The following is an 18,135-nucleotide window of genomic DNA, read 5'->3' as shown; positions in this document are numbered from 1 at the left end:
ACCGCCGGGTCGCGATCGAGGGCGATCTCGCGCCCGGCGTGGTGCTCGGCGAGGCGCTGGCGGCCGTCAAGGCGCTGCCGGCCGCGCAGAACCTGCCGGACGGCGTGGAGCTGAAGGAGTTCGGCGACGCGGAGATCATGCAGGAGATCTTCAGCGGCTTCGCGACCGCGATGGCGGCCGGCGTTCTGCTGGTCTTCGCGGTCCTCGTGCTGCTGTTCGCGGACGTGGTCCAGCCCGTCACCATCCTGGTGTCGCTGCCGCTGTCGATCGGCGGCGCGCTGGTGGCGCTGCTCGTCACCGGCAACCCGGTGAGCCTGCCGGTGGTGATCGGGTTCCTGATGCTGATGGGCATCGTCACCAAGAACGCGATCCTGCTGGTGGATTTCGCGATCGAGGAGATCGCCCGCGGCGTGCCGCGCACCGAGGCCCTGATCGACGCCGGCCGCAAGCGCGCGCGCCCGATCGTGATGACGACCGTCGCCATGGTGGCCGGCATGGTGCCCTCGGCGCTCGCTCTCGGCGAGGGCGGCGCGTTCCGCGCCCCGATGGCGATCGCTGTGATCGGCGGACTGGTCGCCTCGACGGTGCTCAGCCTGTTGTTCGTGCCCGCGGTGTTCACGATCATGGATGACCTGCGCGGGCTGTTCGCGCGGATCTTCGGCCGTTTCGTGGGCCCCCGCGACGAGGAGGACGCGCCCGGCAAGGACGCTCAGGTCGCCGCGCCTGCGTTGCGGGCGGCGGAATAGCCGCCCTCCTATACCTCCCCCGCAACGCTGATCGGACTTCCGCACCGCCGGTCTTGCGCGCGCGCATGGTTCCTTGTCTGGAACCGGTCCAATCTCGCCGTTAGCATGCGCAGCATCCAGAGCCGTCGCCGGAGCGCGGCGGCCTATGCGCGGCCCGATGGGGCCGGCCGGGAGACATCCATGATCAATCTGAAAATCAACGGCGAGGAGCGGTCCGTCGACGTCGACGCGGACACGCCTCTGCTCTGGGTCATCCGAGACGAGATCGGCCTGACGGGCACCAAGTTCGGCTGCGGACAGGCCCTGTGCGGCGCCTGCACGGTTCATATGGACGGCCAGGCGGTGCGCTCCTGCCAGACCATGGTGGGCGATGTCGGGGACGCGCAGATCGTCACCATCGAGGGCCTGGTCGGCGCGAACGCCACCCCGGAGGGCAAGGCCGTGCAGGCGGCCTGGCGCGCGCTCGACGTGGTGCAGTGCGGCTACTGCCAGTCGGGCCAGATGATGTCGGCCGCCGCCCTGCTCGCCGAGAACAAGAAGCCGACCGACGACGACATCAACGCCGCGCTCGACGGCAACGTATGCCGCTGCGCGACCTATCAGCGGATCCGCGCCGCGGTGCATGACGCCGCCCGCAGGCTGGAGGCCTGAGCCATGAGCATTCAGGACAGGATCAGGGGCGGCGCGCCGCTCGACATGAGCCGCCGCGGCTTCCTCGCGATCGCGGGCGGCGCCGGCGTCGGGCTGATGGTGGGTCTGAAGCCGCTCCCCGCCGAGGCGGAAGCGGCCGGCGGGGTCGTTCAGTTCAACCCCTTCGTCAAGGTCGCCCCGGATGGCGCGATCACGGTGGTGGTCAAGCACCTCGACATGGGACAGGGGCCGACGACCGGGCTCGCGACCCTCATCGCCGAGGAGATGGACGCCGACTGGAGCCAGATGCGCACCGAGTTCGCGCCGGCCGACGCCAATCTCTACGCCAACCTGGTCTTCAAGGCGCAGGGCACCGGCGGCTCCACCGCGATGGCCAACTCCTGGGAGCAGTATCGCACCGCAGGCGCGGCCGCGCGGGCCGTTCTGGTGAAGGCCGCCGCCGACAAGTGGCAGGTCGCGCAGGGCGAGATCGTGGTCGAGAAGGGCGTGCTGTCGCACCCTTCCGGCAAGCGCGGCACGTATGGCGAGTTCGCTGAAGCCGCCGCCAAGCTGCCGGCGCCGATCGGCGCGCCGCAGGAGACGCCCTACAAGGACGCCGCCAAGTTCAAGCTGATCGGCAAGGAGGGCCTGCATCGGATCGACAACGATCCGAAGACCGACGGCACCGCGATCTACACCCAGGACGTGAAGCTGCCCGGCATTCTCGTCGCAGCGGTGGCGCATCCCCCGCGCTTCGGCGGCAAGGTGAAGAGCTTCGACGACTCCGAGGCCCGGAAGGTCAAGGGCGTCGAGAAGGTGGTGCAGATCCCGCAGGGCGTCGCCGTGCTGGCCCGCAACACCTGGGCGGCCTTCAAGGGTCGCGACGCTCTGAAGGTCGAGTGGGACGACTCCGGCGCCGAGATGCGCGGCAGCGAGCAGATGCTCAAGGAAGCGCGCGAGGCCGTCTCCAAGCCCGGGACCGCGGTCGCCACGGACAAGGGCGACGTCGCGGCCGGATTCAAGGGCGCGGCCAAGGTCGTCGAGGCGGAGTACACCTTCCCGTATCTGGCGCACGCGGCCATGGAGCCTCTCAACTGCGTCGCCCAGATCAAGGACGGCGCGGTCAAGCTCACCTTCGGCTCGCAGTTCCAGTCGATCGACCAGCCGACGGCGGCTGCGATCGCGGGCGTGACGCCCGACAAGGTGGCGATCGAGACGGTGTGGGCCGGGGGCAGCTTCGGTCGCCGCGCGGTGCCGACCGCGGACTACGTGGCCGAGGCGGTCGCGATCGCCAAGGCGAGCGGCGGCGACGCGCCGGTGAAGCTCGTGTGGACCCGCGACGACGACACCAAGGGCGGCTACTACCGGCCGTTCTACGCCCATCGGGTGCGCGCGGCGATCGGCGCCGACGGCATGCCGGTCGCCTGGGAGCACCGCATCGCGGGCCAGTCGATCTTCGCCGGCACGGCGCTGGAGGCGATGGCCGTGAAGGACGGGGTGGACGAGACGTCGGTCGAAGGCGCCTCCAACCTCGCCTATGCGGTCCCCAACCTCAGGGTGGAGCTCACCACGCTGAAGGCGGGGGTTCCGGTGCTGTGGTGGCGGTCCGTCGGCCACACCCACACCGCCCATGTGGTCGAGACCATGATCGACGAACTGGCGCATGCCGCCGGCAAGGACCCGGTCGAATACCGGCTCGACTTGCTCAAGGACAAGCCGCGTCACCTGGCGGCGCTGAAGCTCGCGGCCGAGAAGGCCGGCTGGACCCCGGGCTCCAAGCTCGAGAAGGGCAAGGGCCGCGGGGTCGCGGTGCATGAGAGCTTCAACACCATCGTCGCGGAGGTGGTCGACGTCTCGATCACCAAGGACGGCGGCGTGAAGGTCGACCGCGTCGTGGCCGGCGTGGAGTGCGGCACGGTGATCAACCCGGACGTCGTCCGCGCCCAGGTCGAGGGCGGCGTCGGCTTCGGCCTCGGCGCCGCGCTGCGCAACGCCATCACGCTCGAGAACGGCGTGGTGCAGCAGGCGAACTTCGACACCTACGAGCCGCTTCGGATGTCGGACATGCCGAAGGTCGAGGTCTACACCGTGCCGAGTGACGCCAAGCCGACCGGCATCGGCGAGCCCGGCGTTCCGCCGCTCGCGCCGGCTCTCGCCAACGCGATCTTCTCCGCCACCGGCAAGCGCGTCCGCGACCTGCCGCTGGGCGACCAGAAGTTCACGACCGCCTGAACCTGACCGGGTTCACGAGCGAAGGCCGGCGCGCGAGCGCCGGCCTTTTTTTCGTTTGGGGGCGCGGGCGGAGGTCCGACAGGGGTCGTCCGGCCTTTATCCCGGCGGCCGTGATGGCTATGGCTCGCGGCCGCAGCGCAGGAACATCAGGAGAGACCATGACCGAACCTATCTCCGAACGGCTCACGGTCGGCTCCGGCGAGGAGGCGCGCGAGATCGCGGCGCTGCGCCGCGAGGGCGACGGCCCCTGCGTTGTCTGGCTCGGCGGCTTCCGCTCCGACATGACGGCCACCAAGGCGACCGCCATCGACCAATGGGGCGAGCGCGAGGGCCGCGCGGTGCTGCGCTTCGACTATTCGGGGCACGGCGCATCCGGAGGGCGCTTCGAGGAGGGGACGATCGGCCGCTGGCTCGACGAGGCCGTCGCGGTGATCGAGCGCTTCGCCGGCCCGGCGCCGGTGCTGGTGGGCTCATCGATGGGCGGCTGGATCGCGCTGCTCGCCGCAAGGCGGATGGCGACGCCGCCGTCGGCTCTCGTGCTGATCGCGCCCGCGGTCGACTTCACCGAGGACCTGATGTGTGCGACCTTCCCTGACGACGTGCGCGGCGAGATCCTGCGCGAAGGCCGGTGGATGCGCGCCACCGCCTACGCGCCGGACCCGTATCCGATCACCCGGGAGCTCATCGAGGAGGGCCGTCGTCACCTCATGCTCGGCGGCGCCATCCGCACGGGCGCGCCGGTCCACATCCTGCAGGGCATGGAGGACCAGGACGTGCCGTGGCCGCACGCGATGCGGCTGGTCGAGCGGCTGGCCGAGGACGACGTGGTCGTGACGCTCGTGAAGGGCGGCGACCACAGGCTGTCACGAGAAGAAGATATCGCAAGACTGCTGGAAGCCGTGGACGGCGCCGCACAACGGGCCTGAGGGGCTCGCCAGCGGCGAATCGGCGCGGCTAAAGTCGGCGCGTGCCGATTCGGCCTTTCGTCTGCGAGCCGCCGCTGGATGTCGCTGTTCCGCGCCCTCAGGGCCCTGCCCTTCAAGACACGCCCTGACCCGCGGCTGCGCGAGGACGCCCTGTTCGTCAGCACGCGGCTCGGCCATGTGCCGATCACGGTGCGGCGCAGCAGCCAGGCGCGCCGCATGACGCTGCGGGTGCGGGCGGCCACGCGGGACGTGACGCTGACGCTGCCGACCAGCGCCTCCTTCGCCGGCGCGCGCGACTTCATCGAGCGCCACGTCACCTGGATCGAGCACCGGCTGTCCCGGCTGCCGGAGCGGATTCCGTTCGAGCCCGGCGAGACCATACCGCTGCGCGGCGTGGGTCACCGCATCGTGCTGCGCGAGGGGTTCCGCGGCGTGGTCCGGGCGGAGCCGGGGCCTCGCGGCGAGGGTCCGATCCTGGTCGTCCACGGCGCTCCCGAGCACGCGCCGCGCCGCGTGGCGGACTTTCTGAAGCGGGAAGCGCGGGACGATCTCTCGGCGGCGGTGGCGCGCCATGCGGCGAGCCTCGGCGTATCGGTCGGCCGCATCGCGATCCGCGACACCACCAGCCGCTGGGGGTCCTGCTCGGTCGCGGGCGACCTCGCCTTCTCCTGGCGGCTCATCCTCGCGCCGGCGCATGTTCTGGACTATCTCGCGGCGCACGAGGTCGCGCACCGGCGCGAGATGAACCACAGCCCGCGCTACTGGGCGCACGTCGCCCGGCTCGCTCCCGACTACGACCGCGCGGAGGGCTGGCTCAAGGCGCACGGCGCGGCCTTGCACCGTTACGGCTGAGGCTTCAGCCGAGGCCGTCGAGCCAGCGCCGCAGGCGCTCCGTCGTCGCGCTGTCGGCCGGGAACTCCACCGTCTTCAGCCGGCTGGTCTCGCCCGAAGCAATCACGACCTCGGACTTTCGCAGCCGGAGCGCGCGCGCCAGGAACGCCGCCCTCGACCGGCGGCGCCGTCAGACGCACGGGGACGAAGGCGCAGCCGTCCACGACCGCCACCGCGCCGGCCGATTCCCGGCTCGCGCGCGGCGTGACCCTGACGCGCAGCCTGATGCGGCCGTCGCGCTCGGCGAACGGGCGAGGCGCGTCGTCGCTCACGGCAGGAACCCGGACGCGGCGAAGCGGCTCATCGATGGGGCGGCGCCTTCTTTTTCATGACGGCGCCGGGCAAACTCCGCCGGCGGCGATCCGGAGCCAACACATGCGTATTCTCGTCCTCCAGCATCTCGACGTCGAGCATCCCGGCTCCTTGCGGGAGGTCTGGGCCCGGAAGGGCCATGAGCGCGTCACGGTCGAACTCGACGCAGGCGAACCGATACCGGAGCTCGAGGGATTCGACATGCTGGCCGTCATGGGCGGCCCGATGGACGTCTGGGAGGAGGACGCGCACCCGTGGCTCCGGGCCGAGAAGGCGGCGATCCGGCGCTGGGTGCGCGAGCTCGGCAGACCGTATCTCGGCGTCTGCCTCGGCCACCAGTTGCTCGCCGAAGCGCTCGGCGGCCGCGTCGCCTCGATGGCCGCGCCGGAAGTCGGCGTCTCCCGGATCGAGCTCACCGAGGCCGGACGCGCGGATCCGCTGTTCGCGGGGCTGGGGCCCGAGATCGAGGTGTTCCAGTGGCACGGATGCGAGGTGGCGGAGCTCCCCGAGGGGGCCGTCCCGCTCGCGCGCAGCCAGGCCTCGGCCGTTCAGGCGATGCGCTGGGGCCCATGCGCCTATGGCCTCCAGTTCCATCCCGAGATCGTCGAGGACACGGTCGCCGACTGGAAGCGCATCCCGGAGTACTGGGCGAGCCTGGTGAAGACGCTCGGTCCCGACGGCGCGGAAGACCTCGCCGGGGTGGTCACGCCAAGGCTGCCGAGCTTCCGGGCGACGGCGCAGCGGCTCGACGACAACTTTTGCGCCGCGCTGGTCGAGACCGCCTGACCGCTGCTCTCACCAGACGAGCGTCACCGCGTAGCCTTCCCGGCGGAGCAGTTCGACCAGCCCCTTGTCGCCCGGCAGGTGCAGGGCGCCGACCGCGATCAGCGCGCCGCCCTTGTCGAGCAGCGGCCGGGAGCGCTCCGCCATCAGCTGGTTGCGGCGGTCGACGACCGCGTCCACGAAATCCGCATAGGACGACAGCTCGACGCCCGCGCCGAACAGATCCTCCTTCATCGCGTAGTACCAGCCGACCCGCCGGGCGCGGTAGAGCGCCAGGGTGGTCGCCTGGATGTCGTCGCTCGAGGTGGGCTTCGCGACGGAGTCGCGGATCATCCGGCGGGCGGTGTCATCGGAGATCTTCGAGACGGCGTCGAGCTGTTCGGTGACCGTCTCGAGGCCCACCACCCGCTTTCCGGCGTCGCGCGCGGTCTTCTCCACCCTGGCGTCGATCGTCGGGCGCCCCTCGCCCATCTTCTTGAGTTCGCAGCTCGATATGTCGAGCGTGATGGCGAGGAACCACGGCTTCAGCATCGTGGCGACTGAGGCCGGCATTCCGGCCTCGCCCAGCCGCTTCTCGACGAGCTCGGCCTGGGCCGGGGTCAGGCCCGCGAGGCCCCCGCCCGTGGCGTCCACGCCGTGCTGCGTGACATAGGCCAGCATCTGGGCCTGCGCCTCGGCCCCGTTCGCGTCGGCGATCTCGACCGCGACCGTGTCCGCCTCGCCGAGCGCGGCCTTGACCGGCTCGCTGAGCGCGACGAGGTCCGCCTCGGTCGTGTGCATGGTGCCGAACAGGTAGGAGGGCGCGACGCCCCTGGCCTCGATGCGCCACAGCAGCCCTTCGCCGTTCGGCACGGCGCGCGCCGCCTGCTCGAAGGCTGCGAATTTTTCCGGATGCTCGGCCCTCGCCCGAGCCATGAGGTCGACGCCGCCGCAGTTCACGCCCGCGAAGGCCGGCGCTGGAACGAGAAGCAGCGCGAGGGCTGACAGGAGACGGCGCGCGGTCATTGGGTCTGTCCCGGGAAAGCCTGGCGAGCAGAGCACGAACAGGCGCCCGTCCGGTTAATCCGGCCCCGCACAGGCTGTCCGGAACTGCTTGCGCGCGGCGCCGGGCCTCCTATGGTGCGGCCATGTCGCTCACCCCTGAAGAAGTCGAACGCTACGCCCGTCACATCGTGCTGCGGGACGTCGGCGGGCCGGGCCAGCAGAAGCTGAAGGCCGCCCGCGTCCTCGTCGTCGGCGCCGGGGGGCTCGGATCGCCGCTGATCCTCTACCTGGCGGCGGCCGGCGTCGGGACGATCGGCGTGGTGGACGACGACGAGGTCTCGCTCTCCAACCTGCAGCGTCAGGTGCTCCACGCGACCCCGGATATCGGGCGGCCCAAGACCCAGTCCGCCGCGCAGGCCGTCGAGCGCATCAACCCGAACGTCACGTTCGAAGCGCATCCGTTCCGGCTCGACGCCGCGAACGCGCTCGAACTGATCTCGTCCTACGACGTCGTCGCGGACGGCTCTGACTCGTTCGCCACGCGCTATCTGGTGGCGGACGCCTGCGCGCTGGCGCGGCGGCCGCTCGTCACCGCCTCGCTCGGAACGTTCGACGGCGCGATCACCACCATCCGCGCCCATGAGACCGCGCCCGACGGCAACCCGAACCCGACCTGGCGCTGCCTGTTCCCCGAGGCGCCGCCGCCCGGAACCGTGCCGGCGTGCGCCGAGGCGGGCGTACTCGGCGCACTCGCAGGCCTGATGGGCTCGATGATGGCGATCGAGGTCATCCGCGAGATCGTCGGCTTCGGCGAAGGCCTCGTGGGCCGGCTGCTGGTCGTCGACGCGCTGTCCATGCGGTTCGAGACGCTGAGCTACGGTTGGGATCCCGAAAACCCGATCACCGGGACGACGCCCACCATCACGGATCTTTCGATCCATGCGTCGCGTCCTGGCCGGTCAACGGCTCCACGTGAAGGCGCCGCCTGACCTGCGCACCACGCGCAGCGACCCGTCGGGGTTCTTGAGCGCGAGATAGCAGGTATCCCGCTTCGCCTCGCCGAGCCTCATGCAGAAGCCGTCTTCGTCGAGCCGCCACGTGCCCTGGCGCGCAGCGCCGGCGCGGCCGCCGGTGCGGGTGAGCTTGCCGTCGGGCGAGAACGTCATCGTGGCCTTGCCGCCGCGCGGCCCGGTCGTCGAGATCGCCTTGCCGTCGAACCAGGAGGCCTGCAGGTCCTTTGGCGGGACGAGCTCCGCGGCCGCGACGGGGCCGGCGGCGAGGAGAAGCACGAGACCGACAAGCCGACTGCGCATCGAAGCCCCCGTTCCTGCAATGTTCACGAGAACAGAACAGGACTCCGGCCCGGAGTCAATCGCTCCGGCTTCAGAGCATCGAGGGCAGCACGCGGTCCGGCGGACGGTGGCCATCCATGAAGGTCTTGATGTTCACGATGACCTTCTCGCCCATGTCGATGCGGCCCTCGATCGTGGCCGAGCCGAGATGCGGCAGCAGCACGACCTTGTTCTGCCGGGCGAGCTTGACGAGCTTCGGGTTCACGGCCGGCTCGTTCTCGAACACGTCGAGCGCCGCGCCGGCGATCTCGTTCGCCTCCAGCATGCGCGCGAGCGCCGTCTCGTCCACCACTTCGCCGCGCGCCGTGTTGACCACATAGGCGTCGCGCTTCAGGAGCTTCAGCCGGCGGGCCGACAGCAGGTGGTAGGTCGCGGGCGTGTGCGGGCAGTTGACCGAGATGATGTCCATGCGGGCCAGCATCTGGTCGAGGCTTTCCCAGTAGGTCGCCTCGAGCTGGTCCTCGACCGTCGCGGGCAGCCTGCGGCGGTTGTGATAGTGGATCGACAGACCGAATGCGCGGGCGCGGCGGGCCACCGCCTGGCCGATGCGCCCCATGCCGACGATGCCGAGGCGCTTGCCCCAGATGCGCCGGCCGAGCATCCACATCGGCGACCAGCCGGTCCACTCGTGCTCGTCGGGCACGACCCGCGCGCCCTCGGTGATGCGGCGCGGGCCGGCGAGGATGAGGCCCATCGTCATGTCGGCCGTGTCCTCGGTGAGAACGCCCGGCGTGTTGGTGACGGTGATCCCGCGATTGTTCGCGGTCTGGACGTCGATGTTGTCGACGCCGTTGCCGAAATTCGCGATCAGCCGGAGGTTCTCGCCCGCCTGGGCGAGCAGCGCGGCGTCGATCCGGTCGGTCACGGTCGGGACCAGCACGTCGGCCTCGCGGACCGCCTGCACCAGATCCTCGGACGTGAAGGCACGATCGTCGTGATTGAGCCGGGCGTCGAAGAGCTCGCGCATCCGCGTCTCGATCACGTCCGGCAGACGGCGCGTCACGACGACGAGCGGGCGCTTCTTCATAGCCGGCGGACCTTTCTGGCGGCTCGGGCTTACGGTTAATCCCTCGTCAATGCTCACGAAGGATGCTCGCGCAGAGGCCGCGTGGCGGCCGGAAGGGCCGTCTCTAGCAGACAAGGCCCGGAACGCAATATGGCGACGAAAGGCGGAGCGTTGCGGCCGATGATGAAATCTCTGTTCCGGCCGGCCGCGGGGCTGCTCGTGGCCGCGGCGTTCGCGCTGCCTGCGCCCGCTCCGGCGCTCGCCCAGGCGGCGCGAGAGAGCCCTGCGGGGGTGATGATCGGGCCGGCGTCCGGCCTGCCGGTGCCGCGCTATGTGAGCCTCAAGGCCAGCAAGGCCTATGTCCGTCGGGGCCCGACCAAGGAACACCCCGTGGCCTACATCTACCGCCGCGCCGGCGAGCCGGTGGAGATCACGGCCGAATACGACAACTGGCGGCGCATCCGGGATTCGGAAGGCGCGGAAGGCTGGGTGTGGCACAGTCTTCTGTCGGGCCGGCGAACCGCGCTGGTGGCGCCCTGGTCGAAGGACCCGGCGCTCCCGATTCGCGTCAGCGCGGCCGAGGATTCGCGCGCCAGCGCGAGGCTCGAGCCGAAGGTGCTGGTCGAGGTCCGTCGCTGCGACGGCTCCTGGTGCCGCGTCGAGGGCGACGGCTTCGACGGCTGGATCGAGCAGGAGCGGCTTTGGGGCGTCTACCCGGGCGAGCGGTTCGACTGACGAATCAAAACGGCCGCCGCGAGACCGCGGCGGCCGTTTTGAAATAGTTCGGACCGGCGGATCGCCGATCAGGCGGATTTGCGACGCAGACGAACCACCACGTCGACGCGCGCGATCTCCATTCCCTCGGGAATCTCCGGCATCCGGTCCACCGAGACGCTGGAGCCCGGGATGTCCATCAGCCGATTGTCGTCCTCGACCAGGAAGTGGTGGTGATCGCTGACATTGGTGTCGAACCAGGTCTTGGAGCCGTCCACGGCCAGCTCGCGCAGCAGACCGACCTCGGTGAACTGGTGCAGCGTGTTGTAAACGGTCGCGAGCGACACCGGCACACGGGCGCGCATCGCCTCCTCGTGCAGGATTTCCGCCGTCACGTGCCGATCGCCCTTGGCGTAGAGCAGACGGCCGAGCGCGATGCGCTGGCGCGTCGGCCTCAGCCCGGAATCACGCAGCAGCCCGCCGACGTCGCGGGCGACGCACAGGGCCGGGCGCAGGCCACAATCGACCGGGCGGTCGGCGGCGGGCGCGGAAGATGCGGCGGCGGTGGTCGGCTGCTCGGCCATCGTCGGTCTCACGTCCTACCTTACACACTGAAGCCCGACGCCCTGGGCGCCAGACGCGAAGAAGAGGGCCAGGCGACGACCTGAACCTTGCCGGAAAGATACAATTTCATGGCGCCCGGGGCAACCGCCCGTCTCGCCGGAACGCTTCACGGCTCTCCGGCATGTGTGCTAGGAGGGCGCGCGACGGGCGGAGACCCGCGCCGTGAGGACCGCGGCGGTCGCCGCGAGGAGATTGAAAATCTACATGAATGAGCGGCGGTCGAGCTACGAGTACGAGGATCTGCTCGCGTGCGGGCGGGGCGAGCTGTTCGGGCAGGGCAATGCGCAACTGCCCCTGCCGCCGATGCTGATGTTCGATCGCATCTCCGAGATCTCCGAGACGGGCGGCCCTGCCGACAAGGGCTTCGTGCGCGCCGAACTCGACGTCAAACCGGACCTCTGGTTCTTCGACTGCCACTTCAAGGGCGACCCTGTCATGCCCGGCTGCCTGGGTCTCGACGCTCTGTGGCAGATGACCGGCTTCTTCCTGGGCTGGATCGGCGGCGAGGGTCGCGGCCGCGCGCTCGGGACCGGAGAGATCAAATTCACCGGCCAGGTGTTGCCGAGCGTGAAGAAGGTCGTCTACGGCGTCGACTTCAAGCGCGTGGTGCGCGGCCGGCTGGTGCTCGGCATCGCCGATGGCTGGCTGCAGGCGGATGGCGAGACCATCTATCAGGCCAAGGACCTGAAGGTCGGCCTGTTCAAGGCCGGCGCTGCGCCCGGCTGAGGCCGGCTACAAATCTTGTCCGGCGCGCTCTGCGCGAGGCCGGCCCATAGGAGGCTTCACGTGAAGCGCGTCGTCGTCACCGGGATGGGGATCGTCTCCTCGATCGGAAACTCGACCCAGGAAGTTCTGGCGTCCCTTCGGGAGGCCAAGTCCGGCATCTCGTTCGCTGAGGAATACGCCAAGCGCGGCTTCCGCTGTCAGGTCGAGGGGGCCCCGACCCTGGACCCCAGCGAGGTGGTGGACCGGCGCGCGATGCGCTTCCACGCGGGCGGCACGGCCTGGAACCATGTCGCCATGGACCAGGCGATCCGCGACGCCGGCCTCGAGGAGAGCGACATCTCCAACGAGCGCACCGGCATCATCATGGGATCGGGCGGCCCGTCGACGAAGACGGTCGTCGAGGCCGCCGACATCGCGCGCGAGAAGGGGCCGAAGCGCGTCGGACCCTTCGCGGTGCCGAAGGCGATGTCCTCGACCGCCTCCGCCACGCTCGCCACCTGGTTCAAGATCAAGGGCGTGAACTATTCGATCTCGTCCGCCTGCTCGACCTCGGCGCATTGCATCGGCAACGCCGCCGAGCAGATCCAGCTCGGCAAGCAGGACATGATGTTCGCGGGCGGTTGCGAGGAGCTGGACTGGACCCTGTCCGTCCTGTTCGACGCGATGGGCGCGATGTCGAGCCGCTTCAACGATCGCCCGGCGGTCGCCAGCCGCGCCTATGACAAGGACCGCGACGGCTTCGTCATCGCCGGCGGCGCCGGCGTCCTGGTGCTCGAGGAGCTGGAGCACGCCAAGGCCCGCGGCGCGAAGATCTACGCCGAGCTCACCGGCTATGGCGCCACCTCCGACGGCTACGACATGGTCGCGCCGTCCGGCGAAGGCGCGATGCGCTGCATGAAGATGGCGCTCGCCACGACCCGGAACCCGATCGACTACGTCAACCCGCACGCGACCTCGACGCCGGTCGGCGACCTCAAGGAGATCGAGGCGCTGCGGGCGGTGTTCGGCGACAAGTGCCCGCCGATCTCGGCCACGAAGTCGCTCACCGGCCACTCGCTGGGCGCCGCCGGCGTGCAGGAGGCGATCTACTCGCTGCTGATGATGCAGAACGGCTTCATGGCCGAGAGCGCCAACATCGAGGAGCTCGACCCGGCCTTCGCCGACATGCCGATCCTGCGCGAGCGCAAGGACGACGTGAAGCTCAACGCCGTGATGTCGAACTCCTTCGGCTTCGGCGGCACCAACGCCACGCTGGTGTTCGAACGGATCTGACGGTCCCGGTCGCGCAACGTCATCCCGGGCGGCTCCAGGCCGATCCGGGATCCTCTTCAGAATGAGCCGCCGGATCCGGAGAACGATCCCGGCTCTCCGCTTCTCTTCGGCCGGGATGACGCGGGTCGTCTCCGGCGAAACCACGGGGGACCCCATGGTCGCCGGACTTCTTTCAGGCAAGCGCGCCCTCGTCATGGGCGTCGCAAACGACCACTCGATCGCCTGGGGGGTCGCGAAGGCGCTGAGCCAGGCGGGGGCCGAGATCGCCTTCACCTATCAGGGCGAGGCGCTGGGCAAGCGCGTGCGCCCGCTGGCGGCGAGCCTCGGCTCGGACATCGTGCTGCCCTGCGACGTCGAGGACCTCGCCTCGGTCGGCGCCGTCTTCGACGCGCTCAAGGAGCGCTGGGGCGAACTCGACATCCTGGTCCACGCGATCGGCTTCTCGAACAAGAACGAGCTCAAGGGCCGCTACGCCGACACCACGCGCGAGAACTTCTCCCGCACGATGGTGATCTCGGCCTTCTCGTTCACCGAGCTCGCCAAGCGCGCAGCGGAGATCATGCCCGCCGGCGGCTCGATGCTGACGATGACCTATGGCGGCGCCACCCGCGTCATGCCGAACTACAACGTGATGGGCGTCGCCAAGGCCGCGCTCGAGGCGAGCGTGCGCTATCTAGCGGCCGATTACGGCCCGCAGGGCATCCGCGTGAACGCGATCTCCGCGGGCCCGGTGCGCACGCTCGCCGGCGCAGGCATCGCGGACGCGCGCCTGATGTACGATTTCCAGCGTCGCCATTCGCCGCTGCGGCGGCCCGTGACGATCGAGGACGTCGGCGGCGCCGCGCTCTACCTGCTGTCGCCGCTCTCGGCCGGCGTGACCGGCGAGATCCATTTCGTCGACGCCGGCTACAACATCATCTCGATGCCGAACCCGGCGGCGCTGAAGACCATCGACGCCGCGGAAGCCAAGGCCGAGGACTGAGTCCCGCCATGCGGTCCGGCGTCCGGCCGGCCGCCCTATGGGAGCCCGCCAGGCGATGACCTCCAGCGCTCCCGGCCCGGATTTCGTCGCCGCGCGGACGGACAAATACTTCGCGAAGACCGCCGAGATCCTCGCCGCCCATGGCGACGCGCGTGCGACCTATGCGGTGTTCCTGCGGACCGACGTGGTGGTGGCGATCGATCCCGCGGTCGACTTCCTGAGGCAAGTCTACCCCGCCGACGCCGCAATCCCGCTCGAGATCACCCGCGTGGTCCCGGAAGGCGCCCCGCTGACTGCCGGGCTGCCGATGCTCTACGTCGCCGGCTCGCTCGCCGCGCTGTCGCCGATCGAGACGCTGCTGCTGCAGCGGATCGGCTTCCCCTGCGTGTCCGCCCAGAACGCCTTTTCGATGTGCGTCGCGCTGCCCGGGGCCGCTTTCCTCGCCATGGAGGCTCGCCACACGACCGGCGACGACATGCATCTCGCCTGCTCCTACGGCGCGGCGGTCGGCTCCCGCGCCGCGCGACTGACGGGCGCGAAGGGCTTCGTCGGCACCTCGACCGACATCGCCGCGCCGCTGTTCGGCACGCCGCAGGGGCTCGGCACCATGCCGCATTCGCTGATCGGCTACGCCAAGGCCCGCATGCTCGCCGCCGGCCGCGATCCGGAGGTCGAGAGCGCGACCCTCGAGGCGGCCAGGCTCTACGCCGCGCAGTTCCCCGACGAGGAGAGCTACACCGTCCTCAACGACTATGACGGCCGCGAGGTCTCGGACGCGCTCGCCGTCTGCGGCTGGTTCTACGGCCCGGACGGCCCCGGCCGCGCGGGCAAGCGGCTCGCGTTCCGGCTGGACACCCATGGCGGCCGGCACCTCGAGGGGCTCGACTGGGACGAGAGCGTCCGGACCCTTCTGGCCTGGACGGATTGCAAGACGCCGGCCGAGATCGTCCGGCTCGCGCTCGCCGGCTCCGAGTTCGAGGAGGCCGGGGCCATGTCGGCCGACGAGGTCCGCGACAAGCTCCTGTTCGGAACCGGGGTCACGGCCGCGGCCGCGGTGCACTTCCGCAAGGCGCTGGACGAGGCCGGATTCCACGAGGCGCGGATCGTGGTCTCGTCCGGGTTCGACACGCTGAAGTGCCGCGCTTTCGGCAATCTCTCGGCGCCGGTCGACGTCGTCGGCACCGGCTCCTTCCTGCCGTCGCGCCTGTCGCGGACCTACGCCACGGCCGACATCGTCCGCTACGAGCTGCCGGACGGAAGCGGCGGGTGGAAGGCGTTCGATCTGGTGAAGGCCGGGCGGGAGTTCTTGAAGCTGGGGTGAGGCGCGGCGGCAGGCGCCCGAACCGCCGCCCTCATCCTCCGGCCCGACCGGAGGACCCATGTTCGACGTCGAGCGTGGGCTTCGACATGGATGGTCCGATCAAGCCGGACCATGACGGCCTGTCCTGAGGACGCCCCGCCCCGCCGCCCGGCGGCGCCCTTTCGTCAATCCTGCAGCGCTTCGAGCTTCTCGAACAGCGCGAGCGCTTCCGGGTTGGCGAGCGCCTCCTTGTTCTTCACCGGGCGGCCGTGCACCACCTCGCGCACCGCGAGCTCGACGATCTTGCCGGACTTGGTGCGCGGGATGTCCGTCACGGCCACGATCTTCGCCGGCACGTGGCGCGGCGAGGCGCCCTCGCGGATGCGGGCCTTGACGCGTTTCGTCAGCTCTTCGTCGAGCCTGACGCCCTCCTTGAGCCGCAGGAACAGCACCACCCGGACGTCGCCGTCGTAATCCTGGCCGATGCAGATCGCCTCCACGACCTCCTCCAGCTTCTCGACCTGCGCGTAGATCTCGGCGGTGCCGATCCGCACGCCGCCGGGATTGAGCGTCGCGTCCGAGCGGCCGTGGATGATCATCCCGCCATGCGGGGTCCACTCGGCGAAGTCGCCATGCACCCAGACGTTGGGGAAGCGGTCGAAATAGGCCGCGTGGTACTTCGCGCCGTCCGGGTCGTTCCAGAAGCCGATCGGCATGGTCGGGAACGGCTTCAGGCAGGCCAGTTCGCCCTTGCCGGCGGCGAGCGGCCGGCCGTCGTCGTCGAGCGTCGCCATCGCGAGGCCGAGCCCCGGCCCCTGGATCTCGCCGCGCCAGACCGGCTCGAGCGGATTGCCGAGCACGAAGCAGGAGACGATGTCGGTGCCGCCGGAGATCGAGGCGAGCTGGATGTCGGGCTTCACCGCCTCATAGACCCAGTCGAAGCTCGCGGCCGCGAGCGGCGAGCCGGTGGAGGCCATCACCCGCACGCTTGAGAGATCATGCGTGTCGCGCGGCCGCAGCCCCTGCTTCCTGGCGCCGGCGATCCACTTGGCGGACGTGCCGAAGAACGTCATCCGCTCGGCCTGCGCGAAGTCGAACAGCACCGTCGGCGCGGGGTGGAACGGCGAGCCGTCATAGAGCAGCAGCGTCGCCTCGGCCGCGAGACCCACGACGAGCCAGTTCCACATCATCCAGCCGCAGGTGGTGAAGTAGAATACCCGGTCGCCCGGCCGGTTGTCGCAATGCAGCTTGTGCTCCTTGACGAGCTGCAGCAGCGCGCCGCCCGCGCAATGCACGATGCATTTCGGAACGCCCGTCGTGCCCGAGGAGAACAGGATGAACAGCGGGTGGTCGAAGGGCAGCCGCGCGAAGCTGGGCTCGCGCGCTCCGAAGCCATCGAGAAATCCCTCCAGCGAGACCCCGCCGCGCAGGCCCGCCGCGACCTCTTCGGCGTCGCCGAGATAGGGCGTGACGACGGTGCGCTCGACGGTCGGCAGTTCGTCCACGATGGACTTCAGCTTGCCGGCGATCTCGATCCGTTTGCCGGCGTACCAGTAGCCGTCGACCGTGACGAACACCTTCGGCTCGATCTGCCCGAAGCGGTCGAGCACGCCGCGCTCGCCGAAGTCCGGCGAGCAGGACGACCAGATGGCGCCGAGCGAGGCGGTCGCCAGCATGAAGGCGATCGTCTCGGGCCGGTTCGGCATCATGGCCGCGACCCGGTCGCCCTCGCCGACGCCCGCGGCCGCAAGCGCCTGCTGGATGCGCGAGACCAGCCCGCGAAGCTCGTCCCAGCTCAGCCGCGCCTCGGCCTTGTCCTCGCCGCGGAACACGATCGCGTCACCCGGGCCGGATTTGCGGAGCAGGTTCTCGGCGAAGTTCAGCCGCGCGTCCGGAAAGAACCGCGCGCCCGGCATCGCGTCGCCGTTCTCTAGGACCCGCTCGCCCTTGTGGCCGACGATCCGGCAGAAGTCCCAGACCAGGTCCCAGAAGCCGGCGCGATCCTCGACCGACCAGGCGTGCAGATCACGAAACGTCCTGAGCGGCCGTCGGGCGCGCGCGGCGGCCCGGTCCGCGAAATCCCTCATCGCGCTCGCCGCCGTGCGCGACAGCGGCGGGATCCAGAGCGGCGCTTCGGCGTCAGTCGTCATGCGGAGCTCCCAGGCGGCGCTGGCCGGCTACGTGCATGCTTGCGAAAGATAGCGGGCCGCCAAGCCATTTTGAGCCTAATTCGCGCGGCGGTATAAGCGCGAGGCGTTAAACCGGCTCAATCATCGGAAGGATCGCAATTCGATGCGTCGCGTCGCCGCCATCGGCCTCGCGGCGGCTGCGGCCGCCCTTGTCGCGGCCGTCTGCCTCAGCGTCGCAAGAGCGCCCGGCCACGGCGCGGAGGCGGCCGTGCTGGCGGCCCTGCGCGACGCTTCCGGCCTGCGGATCGAGTCCGACCAGCAGCCGGTGGTGAGGTTCTTCCCGACGCCGCGCGTGACGCTCGAGGGGGTGCGGATCTCCCAGGACGGCGAGCCGCCTTTCGCCACCGCTCGAAGATTGACCTCCTCGCCGCGGATCCTCCCGCTGCTCGCCGGCAGGATAGAGGCCCGCGACGTCACGCTGATCGGCGCGGAGGTCGCGCTGGATCGCGCGCCGCTCGCCGAGTTC

At 70.2% G+C, this 18,135-nt stretch carries 17 protein-coding genes and 1 pseudogene; 13 read left to right on the top strand and 5 right to left on the bottom strand.

Features of this window, described 5'->3' with window-relative positions:
* The 6 genes from ACIKT0_RS04010 to ACIKT0_RS03985 form a co-directional block, all read left to right on the top strand.
* A partial coding sequence (locus tag ACIKT0_RS04010; RefSeq protein ID WP_407104109.1) for an efflux RND transporter permease subunit occupies positions 1 to 746 on the top strand: 746 nt, incomplete at its 5' end.
* Between the two features lie 180 nt (positions 747 to 926).
* Positions 927 to 1,397 (top strand): (2Fe-2S)-binding protein, encoded by a 471-nt coding sequence (locus ACIKT0_RS04005; protein ID WP_407104108.1) that lies wholly within the window; start codon positions 927 to 929, stop codon positions 1,395 to 1,397.
* A gap of 3 nt (positions 1,398 to 1,400) precedes the next feature.
* The gene (locus ACIKT0_RS04000; protein WP_407104107.1) at positions 1,401 to 3,608 is read left to right on the top strand and encodes a xanthine dehydrogenase family protein molybdopterin-binding subunit; all 2,208 of its coding nucleotides are present in this window, start codon (positions 1,401 to 1,403) and stop codon (positions 3,606 to 3,608) included.
* Positions 3,609 to 3,766: 158 nt separating this feature from the next.
* Positions 3,767 to 4,534, top strand: coding sequence for an alpha/beta hydrolase (locus ACIKT0_RS03995; protein ID WP_407104106.1), 768 nt, complete (start codon positions 3,767 to 3,769; stop codon positions 4,532 to 4,534).
* 78 nt (positions 4,535 to 4,612) lie between these two features.
* Positions 4,613 to 5,386, top strand: coding sequence for a M48 family metallopeptidase (locus tag ACIKT0_RS03990; protein ID WP_407104105.1), 774 nt, complete (start codon positions 4,613 to 4,615; stop codon positions 5,384 to 5,386).
* A gap of 414 nt (positions 5,387 to 5,800) precedes the next feature.
* A complete protein-coding gene (locus ACIKT0_RS03985) occupies positions 5,801 to 6,523 on the top strand; it encodes a type 1 glutamine amidotransferase (protein WP_407104104.1) in 723 nt (240 codons plus the stop codon).
* A 9-nt stretch (positions 6,524 to 6,532) separates the two neighbouring features.
* On the opposite strand, the gene ACIKT0_RS03980 is transcribed toward ACIKT0_RS03985, so the two are convergent.
* Complete coding sequence (locus ACIKT0_RS03980) at positions 6,533 to 7,525, bottom strand: TraB/GumN family protein (RefSeq protein ID WP_407104102.1); 993 nt, start codon at positions 7,523 to 7,525, stop codon at positions 6,533 to 6,535.
* Between the two features lie 122 nt (positions 7,526 to 7,647).
* Between ACIKT0_RS03980 and ACIKT0_RS03975 the strand changes: the two genes are divergently transcribed.
* Positions 7,648 to 8,493 carry a HesA/MoeB/ThiF family protein gene (locus ACIKT0_RS03975; RefSeq protein WP_407104101.1) on the top strand — a complete coding sequence of 282 codons (846 nt, stop codon included), beginning with the start codon at positions 7,648 to 7,650 and terminating at the stop codon, positions 8,491 to 8,493.
* On the opposite strand, the gene ACIKT0_RS03970 is transcribed toward ACIKT0_RS03975, so the two are convergent.
* Positions 8,464 to 8,817 carry a hypothetical protein gene (locus tag ACIKT0_RS03970; protein ID WP_407104100.1) on the bottom strand — a complete coding sequence of 118 codons (354 nt, stop codon included), beginning with the start codon at positions 8,815 to 8,817 and terminating at the stop codon, positions 8,464 to 8,466. The two genes, ACIKT0_RS03975 and ACIKT0_RS03970, sit on opposite strands and share 30 nt — an antisense overlap.
* 70 nt (positions 8,818 to 8,887) lie before the next feature.
* Positions 8,888 to 9,883, bottom strand: a complete 996-nt coding sequence (locus tag ACIKT0_RS03965; protein ID WP_183395027.1) for a 2-hydroxyacid dehydrogenase — start codon at positions 9,881 to 9,883, stop codon at positions 8,888 to 8,890.
* A gap of 159 nt (positions 9,884 to 10,042) precedes the next feature.
* On the opposite strand from ACIKT0_RS03965, the gene ACIKT0_RS03960 reads away from it, so the two are divergent.
* Positions 10,043 to 10,597 (top strand): SH3 domain-containing protein, encoded by a 555-nt coding sequence (locus tag ACIKT0_RS03960; protein WP_407104099.1) that lies wholly within the window; start codon positions 10,043 to 10,045, stop codon positions 10,595 to 10,597.
* Between the two features lie 68 nt (positions 10,598 to 10,665).
* On the opposite strand, the gene irrA is transcribed toward ACIKT0_RS03960, so the two are convergent.
* Positions 10,666 to 11,160 (bottom strand): iron response transcriptional regulator IrrA, encoded by a 495-nt coding sequence (gene irrA, locus ACIKT0_RS03955; RefSeq protein WP_407104098.1) that lies wholly within the window; start codon positions 11,158 to 11,160, stop codon positions 10,666 to 10,668.
* Between the two features lie 244 nt (positions 11,161 to 11,404).
* Here irrA and fabA point away from each other — a divergent pair, with 244 nt between their 5' ends.
* From fabA to ACIKT0_RS03935, 4 genes are all read left to right on the top strand, one after another.
* On the top strand, positions 11,405 to 11,926 hold the full coding sequence (fabA, locus tag ACIKT0_RS03950; RefSeq protein ID WP_183395025.1) for a 3-hydroxyacyl-[acyl-carrier-protein] dehydratase FabA: 522 nt from the start codon (positions 11,405 to 11,407) through the stop codon (positions 11,924 to 11,926).
* Positions 11,927 to 11,986: 60 nt separating this feature from the next.
* A complete protein-coding gene (fabB, locus tag ACIKT0_RS03945; protein ID WP_407104097.1) occupies positions 11,987 to 13,198 on the top strand; it encodes a beta-ketoacyl-ACP synthase I in 1,212 nt (403 codons plus the stop codon).
* Positions 13,199 to 13,352: 154 nt separating this feature from the next.
* Complete coding sequence (gene fabI, locus ACIKT0_RS03940) at positions 13,353 to 14,180, top strand: enoyl-ACP reductase FabI (protein ID WP_183395023.1); 828 nt, start codon at positions 13,353 to 13,355, stop codon at positions 14,178 to 14,180.
* Between the two features lie 55 nt (positions 14,181 to 14,235).
* Complete coding sequence (locus ACIKT0_RS03935) at positions 14,236 to 15,501, top strand: beta/alpha barrel domain-containing protein (RefSeq protein WP_407104096.1); 1,266 nt, start codon at positions 14,236 to 14,238, stop codon at positions 15,499 to 15,501.
* Positions 15,502 to 15,665: 164 nt separating this feature from the next.
* Here the strand turns inward: ACIKT0_RS03935 and ACIKT0_RS03930 are convergent, their stop codons facing one another.
* Entirely contained in the window at positions 15,666 to 17,630 is a 1,965-nt protein-coding gene (locus ACIKT0_RS03930; protein ID WP_407104095.1) for an acetoacetate--CoA ligase, read from the bottom strand.
* A gap of 142 nt (positions 17,631 to 17,772) precedes the next feature.
* Between ACIKT0_RS03930 and ACIKT0_RS03925 the strand changes: the two are divergent.
* A pseudogene (locus tag ACIKT0_RS03925) lies at positions 17,773 to 18,135 on the top strand (hypothetical protein); the annotation flags it as partial.

Origin of the sequence: Hansschlegelia beijingensis (genome assembly GCF_045505405.1) — a bacterium.
Classification (GTDB): Bacteria; Pseudomonadota; Alphaproteobacteria; order Rhizobiales; family Methylopilaceae; genus Methylopila; species Methylopila beijingensis_A.
Note: the sequence above shows the minus strand (reverse complement) of the source record. Positions and strands in the feature narration are given on the sequence as shown.